This window comes from Armatimonadota bacterium (assembly GCA_031459715.1).
Classification (GTDB): domain Bacteria; phylum Sysuimicrobiota; class Sysuimicrobiia; order Sysuimicrobiales; family Humicultoraceae; genus Humicultor; species Humicultor tengchongensis.
The window spans coordinates 125,213-139,148 of record JAVKIA010000002.1 but is presented as its reverse complement, the minus strand read 5'-3'; the positions used below and the strand labels follow the sequence as shown (position 1 = coordinate 139,148).

Genomic DNA, 13,936 nt, shown 5'->3' with positions numbered 1-13,936 from the left:
TCAGGGATAGTGCGCCAGCAGGTCCTGAAGCGCGGAGGTCGCCAGGCGCTCGGGGGCCTGCAGCCACAGCACCCTGCTGCCGCTCTGATAGTAGAAGTGACGTGCGCCCAGACCTGTGGTGGTGAAGGCGGTGCGGCCGTGGACCTCTTTCGCCTGGGGAGAGGTGAAGACAGCCGTCCCGCCCGCCATCCGCCGGTTCATCCGCCACAGAAGCGTGGTCGCCCGCAGTGCGTTGCGCGACCTGGTCATCCAGAGGACGATGCCGCCCTCGTAGTGCCCGATGACAGCATCGGCGGCGTCGATGCGCCGACCGTGCAGCCGGGCCACCTCGCCCAGCGCCCTCGGGCCTTGCAGCGCATGCACCAGCGATGCGCCCGCCAGGACCTGGGGGAAGACGGGAGCGCCGGCGGTGGGGTGACCCGCTGTGGGGATGCCCGTGTTGGCCAGGAACGCGGCCACCACCACCGCCAGCACTGCTATGGACCCCGCGCCGGTGAGCAGCGCCCGAGGTCTGCTCCGGTACCAGGACCGCCGGCGCAGGGAGGCTTCCGTGGGCAGGACCACGTGGTCGTATGTCTGCTGCGGCCGGCGGCTCTGCTGCCTGGGGTCCTGCGCCATCTGATCACCGCTGCGCCAGACCGTGTCGCACTGGCCCACCCCATCATAGGGAGCGCCGGGAAGCGCCCGGAATCGGGCTGTAACCCTATCGGCATCGGGCGAGGGGCGGATGTGATGCCCCTGTACCCGCGCTACGATGGACGCGGAGTCGACCGGCATGGCCGCGCCGCGCCTGGTGCTGGTGTTCTTTGCCTACGGCCTGGCCTTCTTCGCCATGGGCCTGGCCATCGCCCTGGAGGCACGCCGCACCACCGAGCTGCGCCTGGCCCAGAGTCTCAAGTACCTGGCCGCTTTCGGCCTGCTGCATGGGGCCGTGCAGTGGATCGACATGTGGCTGCTGGTCCCCGTGCCCCTGGCCTCCTCCACCGTCACTGCCCTGCGGGTGGTGCGCCTGGCGCTGTTTGCCACGAGCACGGTGCTGCTGGCGCTGTTTGGCACCACGCTGATCGGGCGGCTCTCCCCTCGCTACCGCTGGCTCAACTGGATTCCCCTGGGCCTCTTCCTCTTCTGGCTGGCCAACTGGGGGGTGGCCCCGCACCTCAACCCGCTGGCGACGGCGCGGTGGAGCCCGGCGGCACCCTCCTGCTTGCGCTGCCATGACCAGGGGACCCTCGGTGTGGCGGGGGTGCCCCCTGCCTGGGGCTCATCGGTGACGGTGGCGGACATCTGGGCGCACTACCTGATCTACCTGCCGGCCTCGCTGCTGGCCGCCGCAGCCCTGGTCCTGCAGGGGCGTCACTTCCGCGGCGGCGGCTACCCCCGCATCGGGCGGGACTGCGACTGGATGGCGCTGGCCTTCCTGGGCAACGCCCTGGTGGCCGGCCTGGTCGTCCCCCCGGCACCCTTTGCCCCCGCCTCCTGGTTGAACTATGACCGCTTCCTCTCCGTGGTGGGCATGCCGCCCCAGGTCTTCCGCGCTGCGCTGGCGGGGCTGATTGCCGTCTTCGGAGTGCGCATCCTCCGGGTCTTCGACATGGAGTTCACCCGGCGCCTCACGGAGGCACGGGAGGGGCAAATGCGTGCGCAGGCTCAGGCCCTGGAGATGGCCCGGCAGGCGGCGCAGGCTGCCGAGGCCTGGACCCGGGAGCTTGAGGGGAAGGTGAAGGAACGCACCGAAGAGCTCTTTGAGCAGGTGCGCCGCCTGGCCATCCTGGAGGAGCGGGACCGCCTGGCCCGGGAGATGCACGACAGCCTGGGGCAGGTCCTGGGGTTTGTTAACCTGAAGGCCAAGGTGGCTGCGGACCTGATCAACCGCGGGCAGGCTGCCGTGGCCGCGGAGGAGCTGGAGCAGATGCGCACCGCGGTGCAGGAGGCCTACCAGGAGGTGCGCCAGGCTATCCTCAGCCTGCGGGCCACGGCCCCGGGCCTGGGACTGGTGGCCAGCCTGCGTGAGTACGTCCAGCGACTGCGGGAGCAGTCGGGGCTGGAAGTGCGCCTGGAGGCGAGCGACCACCTGCACTTCCCTCCGGCGGTGGAGGCGCAGGTGATCCGCATCGTGCAGGAGGCGCTGACCAACGTGCGCAAGCACGCCAGGGCGACGACCGTTACCGTCCGCTTCGCTCCCCACCCCGGGGGCGGCACGGTGGTCACCGTGAGCGACGACGGGCAGGGTTTCGACCTGGCAGCCGTGGAGGCGGGGCGGGGGACGCGCTTCGGCCTGCTCACCATGCGGGAACGGGCCGAGAGCATAGGTGGTACGCTGAGTATCGAGAGCGCCCCGGGACAGGGGACGACGGTACGTCTGTGGATTCCGGGAGGGGCCCAGCATGGAGCCGATTCGCGTGCTGATCGTTGACGACCACGCTCTCTGGCGCCGCGGGGTGGTCAACCTGCTGGCGCAGCAGGAAGGGATGGAGGTGGCGGGCGAGGCCAGCGACGGGGACGAGGCCCTGGAACGCGCGCGCGAGCTGATGCCGGACGTGGTGCTGATGGACATCAAGATGCCGCGCATGGACGGTCTGACCGCGGCCCGCCGGCTGAAGGAAGAGATGCCCTACGTGCGCATCGTCATGCTCACCGTCTCCGAAACGGACGAGGATCTCTTTGAGGCCATCAAGGTGGGCGCGCAAGGCTACCTGCTGAAGAACGTGGACCCGGACCAGCTGGTCACGGCCATCCGCCAGGCGCAGCGCGGCGAGGTGCCCATCGCCCCCACCATGGCGGCCAAGATCCTGCGGGAGCTGGCTGCGCCCGCGGAACCCTCCATCCAGGCCCTTTCCGCGCGGGAACGGGAGGTCCTGGAGCTGCTGGCCCGCGGCATGGCCAACAAGGAGATCGCCTTTCACCTGAAGATCTCGGAGAATACGGTGAAGAACCACCTGCGTAACATCCTGGAGAAGCTGCACCTGCAAAACCGGGTCCAGGCCGCCCTCTACGCCGTACGCGCGGGGCTGGTGGACAAGTCCCGAGATCACTGAGCGCCGGGAACTGTCGTCGCTGGATAAGGAGAACCGGCTGACGGGTCCCCGCGTGGTCATCATCGGCGGCGGGTGACCGGGCTGAGTACCGCCTGCCACCTGGCCCGCGCCGGCCTGCCCCACCTGCTGCTGCCCGGGTGTTCGTCACCGAGCCCAGTGACGCCCTGCCCCAGCGCCTGCCCATGGTCATCGACTTCCAGCCGCACTTCCACTTCCGCCGGCGTCGAGCCAGGCAGCCAGAGGACGCCGCAGTACCACGGTTCGATCGTCCCTGTGCAGGCGGACGACGCCGCTGCGGACCAGACTTACCCGCACCGCCGCCCCCAGTGCGCCGCCCAGATGTAGCCGGCTGGGAGACCAGTCCGGACACCCGTAAGCCAGCCGCCTCCTGCTGCGCCGAGCCCAGAACACGTTAACACGGCGGCGCATGAGCGCCTGCGCCCCGCGCATCGTCAGCGTGTACGCGGGCGAGATGCGGGCGGGGTTCTCCCGGTCTCTGCGCCGGACGAGCCAGCGACGGCGCAGGAATTCCGCCAGGAGGTAGACGGCGGCCAGGCCTCCCAGGTGGTCGTAACACGTTCTTGCCTGCTGCAGCTCCATCTGTACTCCTCGCCACTTTGCGCCCTTCGCCCGGCCGGAGGCCGAGGGGAGATGGCGCATCCGAAACCGCTCCAGTGCGGCCAGAATCTGCCTGGTTTCGTCGGCTGCGATCCGATAGACGATGAGACGGCCGTGCCATGCCGGTTGGATTACCGCGTACCGGCGCAGGATGGCCAAGTGGTAGGAGAGTCGGTACCGGTCGGCCCCGATCCGGGATGCCAGCTCGCTCACCGACGCCTCAGCCTGGAGGAGACTCGCCAGGATGCGCAGCCGGGTAGGAGAGGAGAGCAGCCTGGCGGCGTGGGCTGTACGGGCAAACTCTCGGCGTGTTGGCATCTCCACCCTTCTCTATCGCCTGGTCCGCCAGCCTTTCGGGGGGTCAAACCGGCCCGTCACATGTGCAAGCAACGACGGTCCGTCCATGTTTACACATGTGGCTGCGCTCCCGGAAAGGGCGGGATCGGCGGCTGGCTGCGGGACAAAGGGGCCAGTCCTTTCGCACCGGCCCGGGAGTGTCGGCAGGCCTCCAGGGCGGCTCCCCGGCTGATCCGGTTGGGCCAACCGGAACCCCCCTGGCCGGGGAGCTGCCCGCTGGTCCGCTTTTGTGCCCACGAATCGCCTACCCGCTCGATGAGTCCGGACAAGCCTGCGGTTTACGGTGGAGGTGGAGGCGATGGCGATGCCGGCGAGGGTCTTTGTCTGGTACGGCCACCCGCTCTTCGCCCGCGCGATGGAGGCGCTGCTGCGGCGCCAGGGGATGGAGCTTGTGGGCGTCGCGGGAGAGGCGGGCGAGGCGGTAGCCTCCATCCTGCGCTGTCGTCCGGACGTCGTCGTCGCCGACAGCATTGTGGAGCGGGAGCACCCGCTGGCGATCACCGAGATCATCCGGGTCTGCCAGAGGATCCGCGTGCTGGTGCTCGACCTGATCGAGGACGGGATGCGTATCTACGACGGTCAGGGGAGCGGGGCGGGAAGGCTGGAGGCCATCGTGCAAGCCATCGAGGAGGCTGTCCCCCACCCTGCCCCCGCGGCCTGAGAGGGGGGGTAACGATGCATCCGGTGGGCATCGCGCTGGCGTTTCTGGTTTTCTGGTCCCTGGTGGCGGTGGGGAGCTTCCTGCTGCTCACGGCGGTCGCACGGCTGCGCCGGGCTGCGGCGCGGAGAACGTCGCAAGCGGAAGTGCTGCCCGTGAGCGCTGCCGACAGCCTGGCCATCGGCCTCCACCTGATGATGGGCCTGGTAGGCGCGCTGCTGATCGTCGCGGGGCTGTACGCCACTTACGTCGTGCTCCTGGCCCGCTAGCCCCCGTACCCGGGGCCCGGGTGCGGCCGAGCACCAGGCATTGGCGGTCTCTGGTGGGGAGCCAGCGGTTTTCTGTACCGGGGGAGGGGAGGAGAGATGCCAGACCGGGGAGAGCGGTACGCTGTCTGGGGCTACCTGGCCCTGCTCCTGCTAACGGCCGCCGTGGCTACCTTCATTGTCTCCTGGATCAACGCCGTCTGCTTCTGAACTGAAGCGACAGGGCATCTCGCCCGCGTCGCCATGATGTGAGGGGAGGATGGCAAATCGGCCCAAGACCCGATAGCTTCACTGCGCGCGATGGGTACAGTGAAGCCGGAGGTTGCGGTGGGCCGTCGCCGGTTGCTTGCAGTTTCCCTCGTCGCCCTTGCCGGGACCGTAGCCTTGCTGACCGTGGGTGTCGGCACCGTGGTCGCGGCGGCGGCTGGAGCCGCCTCCCAGGAGGAGGGTTGCCTCGCCTGCCACGGCGCCGCGGGCCTCACCCTGACCCTTCCTGGCGGGGAATCCTTCCCCATCAGCGTTGACCCCGCCGTCCTCCGGCGCTCGACCCACGGCAGCGCGCTCACCTGCGCCACCTGCCACCCCGACCACACTCGCTACCCGCACCCGCCGCTGACCGCCAGGACGCTGCGCGACTACCGGGTGGCGCGGGCACAGATCTGTACCACCTGCCACAGCCAGGAGGCAGGCCAGTTCGCCGGCAGCATCCACGGGCGGGCCCTAGTCATGGGCTTTCCGGACGTGCCCACCTGCACCTCCTGCCACGGCGCCCACGATGTGGTCCGGGCCAGCGCGCCCGCTTTTCGCAACAACACACCGCAGCTGTGCGGCACCTGCCACGGAGACCCGCAGATCATGGCTCGCTACGGGCTGCTCCCGGTGTATGAAGCATACACCCGAGAGTTTCACGGGGTGACCACCGCTCTCTACAAGCTGACCAAACCCTACAGTCCCACCCCGGCAGCCATCTGCTACGACTGCCACGGCGTACACGACATCAAGGACACCGAGGACCCGGCGGCCCCAGTGGCCCCGCGAAACATCTTGACGACCTGCCGGCGGTGCCATCCCACCGCAGGCCGCTTCTTCGCCAGCGCCTGGACCGAGCACAAAACGCCCGGCCCCGGCGCCTCGCCCCTGGTGTGGTACGTGCAGATCTTCTACCGTGTGCTCATTCCCGCGGTCCTGGGCTTCCTGGCGGTGCTCACCGTGCTGGACCTGAGCCGCTGGGCAGGGGACCGCTTGAAGGGGAGACCGAGGTGAGATCCCGCCATCCCGGCCCTGCGGTGCAGCGCTTCACCCTGGCCCAGCGGATCGAGCACTTTCTGCTCATCATCACGTTCAACGTCCTGGCATTCACCGGCCTGCCTCAGAAGTACTTCTTCACCGGGTGGGCGGAGCGGATCATCCGGCTGATGGGGGGGATCGAGACTACCCGGTTGATCCACCGCACCTTCGCCGTCCTACTCATCCTGCAATCCTTCTACCACATCGGCGCGGTCCTGGCGGCGCGGCGGGCCGGCCGCGAGCGCGGTACCATGAGTATCACCTTCCGCGACGTGCGCGACGTTCTGCTGGACATCGCCTACCTGGCGGGGATGCGCCGGGAAAGGCCAGTCTTCGGCCGCTATGACTACCGGCAGAAGTTTGAGTACTGGGCGGTGGTCTGGGGGACGGCCATCATGGCCACCACTGGGCTGATCATGTGGTTCCCTGAGTTCCTGGCCCGCTTCCTCCCCGGCGTGCTGGTGCCGGCAGCGCGCGTGGCCCACGGGGGGGAGGCCATTCTCGCCGTGGCCGCCGTGATCATCTGGCACTTCTACAACGCGCACTTCCGTCCGGAGGTATTCCCCATGGACCCGGCCATGTTCACGGGGCAGGTGGAGGTGGAGCGGCTGCGCCGCGAGCACGCCGAGGAGTACGCTCGCCTGGTGGAGGCGGGGATTGTGCGCCCGCTCCCGGAGGGCGCCGATCAGCCCGCCCTGCCGTCCGTCCCTCCGCAGTAGGACTGATTCCGGAATCAGGCGTCGGCCCGATGTGGCGGTGCCCGAAAGATCCTAGGCTACTGGCAGGTGTACCCGTCACTGTATCTTGGCCAGGGGAACCTGCAGAGGAGGAAGAGGCCATGCGCGTACGCCTGGTGGTCACCATAGCCGTGGTAGCCCTGCTGGCGGCTCTAGTGCCGCCGTCCCCAGCCGCTGCGCCGGAGCCGGTGCGCATCGGCGTGATCACCTCCCTCACCGGTCGGTTCGCCACCTTCGGCAAGATGCAGATGGCCGGCTATGACGTCGCCCTGAAGGAGATCAACGGGAAAGGCGGGGTGCTGGGCCGGCCGCTGGAGCTGCTCATCGAGGACGATGCCAGCGCCGTCCCCGCGGCCCTATCCGCTGCGGAGCGTCTGCTGGCCAAGGGCGTGCCCCTTATCCTGGGCACCTACAGCAGCGGGGTGAGTAAGCCGCTGGCCGGCTACATGGAACGGCGGGAGATGCCACTCCTGGTTTCCGGCAGCGCCGACGACAGCATCACCAAGCCCGGGTCGCCCTACGTCTTCCGGGCCAAGAGCGTCTCCAGCACTTACGCCCGCACTCTGTTCGACCTGTTCGACTTTCTCGGCGGGATCCAGACTGTGGCCATCCTGGCGGGCACCGGCGCCTTCGAGCAGTCGGTGGCCGACGCTGCGGAAGCCTTCACCAAGGTGCGCGGCTACAAGCTGGTGGCGCGCGAAGCCTACGACCGCGGGCTGACCGATTTCCGACCGTTGCTGAATCGCTTCCGTATCCTCAACACCGACGTGGTGTTCATGGTCTCCTACGAGGAGGACGCCGTGGCTATCATGCGGCAGGCCAAGGAGGTCAACCTGAACCCCAAGCTCTTCGCCGGTGCCGCAGCAGGATTCGCCATCGAGTCCTTCATCAAGGGCGCGGGCGACGCCGCGGAGTGGGTCTTCACCGCCACCTCCTGGACGCCGGACGTCAAGTATCCGGGCGCGCGGGAGCTGTATGAGCGGCTGAAGGCGGCCCTGGGTGGAGGGGAACCCTCCTACCACGCCGCGGAAGCCTACATGGCTCTCATCGTCGCCGCAGACGCGCTCAACCGCGCCAGGAGCATGGAGAAGAAGGCGATCATGAGCGCCCTGGCCGCCACCAACCTCATGACCCCGGTGGGTCCGGTCCAGTTCCAGAACTTCGCCGGGTTCCGCAACCAGAACCCCATCCCTATGGTGGTGGAGCAGGTCCAGGGCGGGAAGTTCGTTACCGTCTTCCCGACGCAGATCGCTCCAGGGCGGCCGAGGTACCCCACTCCTCCCTGGAACCGGCGGTAGCGACCCTGCGGGCGGGAGGGTATCCCTCCCGCCCGCGTTGCTGGAGGGCGTGGTGACGGGAGCATGACCGAGATCACCTCCCTCGTCCAGGTCGTGGTGAGCGGGATCCTCACCGGTGGCGTCTACGCCATCGTGGGCATCGGCCTCTCGCTGATCTTCGGCGTCATGCGCGTGGTGAACTTCGCCCACGGAGAGTTCCTGGCGCTGGGGATGTATGCGGCGCTCTTCCTGTTCTCCCGCTTCCACCTCGACCCATACCTGGCCAGCATCATCGTCCTCCCGGCGGCGATGCTGCTGGGCTACGCGGCGGAGAAGCTCTTCATCGCGCCCATCGCCCATGCCCCGGAGCACTCCTCCATCCTGATGACGGTGGGCCTGGGACTGGTGATCAGCAACCTGCTGCTGTTTGGCTTCGGCGCCCAGCCGCAGAGCATTTACACCGTCTACTCCACCTCCACGCTGCGGCTGGGTGCGGTGACCTTCAGCCTGCCGCTGACGGTGTCCTTCCTCATCACCGTGGGAGCCATCGCCGGGCTGTACGCCGTGCTTACGCGCACCGAGGTGGGGCGGGCGATGCGGGCGACGGCGCAGAACCGGGACGCGGCGGAGCTGGTAGGAGTGAACACGGCGCAGATCCGCGGGCTGGCCTTCGGCATCGGCACCGCCCTGGCCATGCTGGCGGGGACTCTGCTGCTGCCGGTGCTGTATGTCATACCCACGGTGGGCGGCGTCTTCACCCTGAAGGCCTTCGTAGTCACGGTGCTGGCGGGCATGGGCAACGTCCTGGGGGCCATCGGCGGAGGGCTGATCCTGGGGGTGGCGGAGTCGCTGGGGGCGACCTACGTAAGCAGCGGCTACCGCGACGCCTTCGGCCTGATCGCCTTCCTCCTCGTCCTGCTGTTCAAGCCGGCGGGGCTGTTCGGCAGGAGCCGGGTCTAGGATGGAACGCGCCGGGCGCATGCTGCTGGCTGTGGCGGCGGTCGTCGCCGCCTTCGCCCTCTACCCGCAGCTCTTCCCCACCCGGCTGAACCTGGGCGTAGCCATCGTCCTCTTCGCCGCCATGGCCACGGCCTGGGATGTGCTGGGCGGGTGGGGCGGGCAGCTATCCCTGGGGCACGCCGCACTCCTGGGGATCGGCGGCTACACCATGGCGCTGCTGTCGCTGCGCCTGGGCGTGGCTCCGTGGTGGGGGATGTTGGCGGGTGTGGCTCTGGCCACGCTCTTCGCCGCGGGGTGGGGGTGGTTGGTCTTCCGCCTGCGCGGTCCCTACTTCGCCCTCTCCACCATCGCCGTGGCGGAAATGCTGCGCCTGGTGGCGATCAACTGGAAGCGCGTCACCGGCGGGGCCGAGGGGTTGTTCATCAAGACCCTGCCCCAGCCTTTTGGCCTGAACCTGTTTGACCGCACGGTGGAGTTCTACCTGGGGCTGGGGCTGCTGGGACTCACCCTGCTGGTGGCCTGGTGGCTCTCCTGGAGCCGTTTCGGCTACTACCTGCAGGCCATCCGCGAGGACCAGGACTCGGCACAGGCCATGGGCGTCAACCCCACCCGCTACAAGATTCTGGCGTTCATGATCAGCGCCGCCTTCACCGCCGCCGGTGGGGCGCTCTTTGCCCTCTACGTCTCCTTCTTCGAGCCGCACATCATCTTCGACATCGGCGTGAGCGTGGAGCTGGCCCTGATCGCTTACATCGGCGGGGCGGGGACGGTCTTCGGCCCCACCATCGGCGCGGTGCTGCTGCTGGCGGCGGGAGACCTCTTTCGCAACTACTTCCAGCAAGCGAACCTGTTGATCTACGGTATCCTGATCATCCTGATCGTGCGCTTTGCCCCCGAAGGGGTCGCGGGCGGGTGGACCTTCCTCGTCCGGAGGTGGCCGCGTGCCAGACGTCCTGCAGCTGCACCGGCTGAGTAAGCACTTCGGCGGCCTCGCCGCCGTCAACGACGTCTCCTTCACCGTGGGCGAAGGGGAGATCCTGGGGCTGATCGGGCCCAACGGCGCGGGCAAGACCACCCTCTTCAACGTGGTCAACGGATACCTGCCGCCCAGCAGCGGCCGCGTGCGCTATGCCGGCCGCGACGTGACCGGAACTCCGCCCCACCAGATGGCGGCCCTGGGGGTGGGACGCACTTTCCAGATCGTGCGTCCCTTCCCCCGCCTTACCGTGCTGGAGAACGTGCTGGTGGGTGCGTTCCTGCGTCACCCGCAGCGGCGGACGGCTGAGAGGAAGGCCTGGGAGGCGCTGCAGTTCGTGGGCCTGGCCCAGGTGGCGCTGCGGCCGGCGGCCTCGCTGACCCTGGCCGGCCGCAAGCGCGTGGAGCTGGCCCGGGCGCTGGCGCTGCAGCCGCAGCTCCTCCTGCTGGACGAGGTGGCGGCGGGGTTGAACCCGACGGAGACGGACCGGGTGATGGACCTGATCCGGCAGCTCCGTGACCGCGGCCTCACCATCCTGGTGGTGGAGCACGTGATGCGGGTGATCATGGGCATCAGCCACCGGGTGGTGGTGCTGAACTACGGGCAGAAGATCGCCGAGGGGCCACCGCAGGAGGTGGCCCGCAACCCGCAGGTGATCGAAGCCTACCTGGGAGAGGCGGGAGATGCTGCAGGTTGACGGCCTGGACGTGGCCTACGGGGACCTGCAGACGCTGTGGGGCGTTTCCTTCACCGTCAACGCCGGTGAGCTGGTGGCGCTGGTGGGGGCCAACGGCGCGGGCAAGACCACGACCCTGCGGGCCGTCTCCGGTCTGCTCCGTCCCCGCGCCGGGTCCATCCGCTTCAACGGGGAGAGCATCGGCGGGCTGGGCGCGCACCACATCACCGCCCGGGGGATCGCCCACGTGCCGGAAGGGCGACAGCTCTTCCCGCTGATGACGGTCGAGGAGAACCTCCTCCTGGGTTCCTACACCCCCCGCGGCCGGCGCACGCGGCGGCAAAGCCTGGAGCGCGTCTACGAGATCTTTCCCGTGCTGCGAGAGCGGCGGCGGCAGGACGCAGGGACGCTGTCCGGCGGGGAGCAGCAGATGCTGGCCATCGCCCGGGCGTTGATGAGCGCCCCCATCCTGCTCCTGCTGGACGAGCCCAGCCTGGGGCTGGCTCCCATCGTCGTGCGCAACGTTTTCAACGTCATCGCGCAGATCCGCCGCCAGGGCACCACCGTCCTGCTGGTGGAGCAGAACGTGAAGCAGGCCCTGGCCATCGCCGACCGCGCCTACGTTCTGGAGAACGGCCGCATAACCCTGCAGGGCGCCGGCCGGAAGCTGCTGGACCGCGACGACGTGCGCCGCGCCTACCTGGGAGTTTGAGGGGGAGCCGTTCCCCCTGGCGCGTGGTCGAATACAGCGCCGGCCTGATTGCCGCCCCGGCCGGCAGCCTGGACACTGTGATTTAGGAGAATGGGGCTCAACAAATAGGTCCGGTGATGGAGCACGTTGCTGCCGCGGCGCGGACGCGCCCCCTGGCCGGCCTTGGCGCAGGGAGCTGCGGGACCATCGTGCGCATACCTCTGGACGACCCGGGTATGGCGGCGGAGCTGGCCGCCTTGCGCCTCCTTCCGGGTGAGCCGGTCGGGGTGATCGAGGTGGTTCCCCTGGGGGGACCGGTCGTAGTGCAGACCGCGGGCGGGGTCTACGCCCTGGGTCGGCGACTGGCCGCGCGCATCGAGGTGTGCGACAACCCATGAGTGCCGTGGCCTGCCACCAGCTGGCGCCCTACGACCAGCGAGCGGGTACCACCGTTGCCCTCGCCGGCAACCCCAACGTGGGGAAGTCCACGATCTTCAACCGGCTCACCGGGCTGGAGGTGCTCACCACCAACTACCCCGGGGCCACCGTTGAGGTGAACGCGGCCACCGTCCGGCTGGATGGGCAAGTGGTGACGCTGGTGGACCTGCCGGGACTCTACTGCCTGACGTGCACTTCGGGCGACCAGTGCGCCGCCCGGCAGGCCCTGCTGGAGTGGCCGCCCGACGCGGTGGTGGCCATCGTCGACGCCACGAACCTGATGCGCAACCTCTACCTGGTCCTGCAGCTGATCGACCTGGGCTTCCCTGTAGTCGTGGCCCTCAACCTGGCGGATGTCGCGGAGCGCGCGGGTATCCGTATCGACGTCCAGCAGTTGCGCGAGCTCCTGGGTGTCCCGGTGATCCCGACGGTGGCTGTACGGGGGTGGGGGCTGCGTGAGGTCCTGGCCGAGGCCCTGCGGGCGGCCGGCCAGGCGCCTGCGGTCCGGCACCGCTACAGCCCCCTCCTGGAGCGGGAAGTGGCGCGGCTGGCCTCCTCCCTGGACGGCCACATTCCCCTGTCCAGGCGGGGGACAGCGCTTCTGCTCCTGGAAGGTGCGCTGCAGCCGGAAAATCTCCCGGGGCTGGCGCCGCAGGCACGGGCGCCCCTGGCGGAGCGCACCGCCTCCGCTGCCGCCCGCCTGGAGGCGGCAAGCGGGGAGCCGGCATCGGTCGCGGTGGCTCGCGAGCGTCACGCGCTTGCGGAGCGCCTCGCAGCCAGGGTGACGGTCTCGCCGGGGGAGTTCCGCGGTCGGGCCGCCTGGCGCGCTGCCATCCGGCCGGCCACAGGGGTCCCCCTGCTGCTGGCCGTCCTGGCTGTGGTCTTCACCACCCTCTTTTGGGGTGGCGGTGCGCTGGCCGCGCTGGTGGACGGGTTGTGGGGCCGGCTTGCCTCACCGCCCATCCGGGCGCTGGTGCTGGCCCTCTTCGGCGGGGGCGTGGTAGGGCGCACGCTGCTGTGGGGTCTGGACGCAGGGCTGAACGCCGTGCTCTCGGTGGGCATCCCCTACGTGCTCACGTTCTACATCCTCCTGGGCGTCCTCGAGGACACGGGGTACCTCAATGCGGCCGCCGTACTGCTCGACCGCCTGATGCGTGGCCTGGGGCTGTCGGGACGGGCGGCGCTGCCACTGGTGGCCGGAGCAGGGTGCAACGTCCCGGCGATCATCGGGCTGCGCGGGCTGCGCACCGAACGGGAGCGCCTGATCGCCGGGACCCTGATCACCATGATCCCCTGCAGCGCCCGCACCGCCGTCATCTTTGGGGCGGTGGCTTACTACCTGGGGTGGCCGTGGGCCCTGGCGCTCTACGGCATCGTCACCGCTGTGGTGCTGACGGCGGGCTGGGGGCTGAATCGCCTCATCCCGGGGAGGATCCCGGACCTGCTGGCCGAGGTCTTCCCCTTCCGCCTGCCCACAGCGCGCACCGTTCTGCGGAAGACGTGGGTCCGGGTGCGGGACTTCGTCTTCGTGGCGGTGCCCATCGTGCTCTGGGGAAGTGTGGCTCTGGGCGCCCTTTACGAGACCGGCCTGATCCGCCTGGCCGCCTGGCCCCTGGCCCCGTTGGTGGAAGGCTGGCTGGGCCTGCCCACGGTGGCGGGACTGACGCTGCTGTTCGCCGTGCTGCGCAAGGAGCTGGCGCTGCAGCTGCTGGTGGCGCTGGCCGTCATGGAGTATGGGCGGGGGGCTCAGAACCTGAGAAGCTTCATGACCGCGGACCAGATTTTCACCTATGCCCTGGTGAACACCATCTACATCCCCTGCATCGCCACCATCTCCGTGCTGGTCCGCGCTCTCGGCCGCCGCCGGGCCGCGTTGATTTCCCTGGGCACGGTGACCCTGGCGGTGCTGATTGGGGGCGTCGCCGCGCGCTTCCTCAGAATGGTGTAGCCCGGTGGTGGA

Annotated in this window: 15 protein-coding genes; 13 read left to right on the top strand and 2 right to left on the bottom strand. The window is 69.1% G+C overall.

Annotated elements, in window-relative coordinates:
- Positions 1–777, bottom strand: a complete 777-nt coding sequence (locus tag QN152_01715) for a hypothetical protein (GenBank protein ID MDR7538237.1) — start codon at positions 775–777, stop codon at positions 1–3.
- Between QN152_01715 and QN152_01710 the strand changes: the two genes are divergently transcribed.
- The gene (locus QN152_01710) at positions 776–2,413 is read left to right on the top strand and encodes a sensor histidine kinase (GenBank protein MDR7538236.1); all 1,638 of its coding nucleotides are present in this window, start codon (positions 776–778) and stop codon (positions 2,411–2,413) included. The two genes, QN152_01715 and QN152_01710, sit on opposite strands and share 2 nt — an antisense overlap.
- Positions 2,385–3,035, top strand: coding sequence for a response regulator transcription factor (locus QN152_01705; protein MDR7538235.1), 651 nt, complete (start codon positions 2,385–2,387; stop codon positions 3,033–3,035). The genes QN152_01710 and QN152_01705 overlap by 29 nt, the downstream gene beginning before the upstream one ends.
- A gap of 186 nt (positions 3,036–3,221) precedes the next feature.
- Here the strand turns inward: QN152_01705 and QN152_01700 are convergent, their stop codons facing one another.
- Positions 3,222–3,971, bottom strand: coding sequence for a metalloregulator ArsR/SmtB family transcription factor (locus tag QN152_01700; GenBank protein MDR7538234.1), 750 nt, complete (start codon positions 3,969–3,971; stop codon positions 3,222–3,224).
- Between the two features lie 343 nt (positions 3,972–4,314).
- Between QN152_01700 and QN152_01695 the strand changes: the two genes are divergently transcribed.
- The 11 genes from QN152_01695 (at position 4,315) to feoB (ending at position 13,924) form a co-directional block, all read left to right on the top strand.
- Complete coding sequence (locus QN152_01695; protein ID MDR7538233.1) at positions 4,315–4,671, top strand: hypothetical protein; 357 nt, start codon at positions 4,315–4,317, stop codon at positions 4,669–4,671.
- A gap of 14 nt (positions 4,672–4,685) precedes the next feature.
- Positions 4,686–4,937, top strand: coding sequence for a hypothetical protein (locus tag QN152_01690; GenBank protein ID MDR7538232.1), 252 nt, complete (start codon positions 4,686–4,688; stop codon positions 4,935–4,937).
- 306 nt (positions 4,938–5,243) lie between these two features.
- Positions 5,244–6,197, top strand: coding sequence for a cytochrome c3 family protein (locus QN152_01685; protein MDR7538231.1), 954 nt, complete (start codon positions 5,244–5,246; stop codon positions 6,195–6,197).
- A complete protein-coding gene (locus QN152_01680) occupies positions 6,194–6,940 on the top strand; it encodes a cytochrome C (GenBank protein ID MDR7538230.1) in 747 nt (248 codons plus the stop codon). The genes QN152_01685 and QN152_01680 overlap by 4 nt, the downstream gene beginning before the upstream one ends.
- Before the next feature lie 119 nt (positions 6,941–7,059).
- On the top strand, positions 7,060–8,256 hold the full coding sequence (locus QN152_01675; protein MDR7538229.1) for an ABC transporter substrate-binding protein: 1,197 nt from the start codon (positions 7,060–7,062) through the stop codon (positions 8,254–8,256).
- A 63-nt stretch (positions 8,257–8,319) separates the two neighbouring features.
- Positions 8,320–9,195 (top strand): branched-chain amino acid ABC transporter permease, encoded by an 876-nt coding sequence (locus QN152_01670; GenBank protein MDR7538228.1) that lies wholly within the window; start codon positions 8,320–8,322, stop codon positions 9,193–9,195.
- A gap of 1 nt (position 9,196) precedes the next feature.
- Positions 9,197–10,171 carry a branched-chain amino acid ABC transporter permease gene (locus QN152_01665; protein MDR7538227.1) on the top strand — a complete coding sequence of 325 codons (975 nt, stop codon included), beginning with the start codon at positions 9,197–9,199 and terminating at the stop codon, positions 10,169–10,171.
- Entirely contained in the window at positions 10,137–10,868 is a 732-nt protein-coding gene (locus QN152_01660; GenBank protein ID MDR7538226.1) for an ABC transporter ATP-binding protein, read from the top strand. Before QN152_01665 ends, QN152_01660 begins: the two co-directional genes overlap by 35 nt.
- On the top strand, positions 10,855–11,559 hold the full coding sequence (locus QN152_01655) for an ABC transporter ATP-binding protein (GenBank protein ID MDR7538225.1): 705 nt from the start codon (positions 10,855–10,857) through the stop codon (positions 11,557–11,559). The genes QN152_01660 and QN152_01655 overlap by 14 nt, the downstream gene beginning before the upstream one ends.
- A 116-nt stretch (positions 11,560–11,675) precedes the next feature.
- Entirely contained in the window at positions 11,676–11,936 is a 261-nt protein-coding gene (locus QN152_01650) for a FeoA domain-containing protein (protein MDR7538224.1), read from the top strand.
- Positions 11,933–13,924, top strand: coding sequence for a ferrous iron transport protein B (feoB, locus tag QN152_01645; protein MDR7538223.1), 1,992 nt, complete (start codon positions 11,933–11,935; stop codon positions 13,922–13,924). The genes QN152_01650 and feoB overlap by 4 nt, the downstream gene beginning before the upstream one ends.
- The last annotated feature ends 12 nt before the right edge of the window (positions 13,925–13,936 follow it).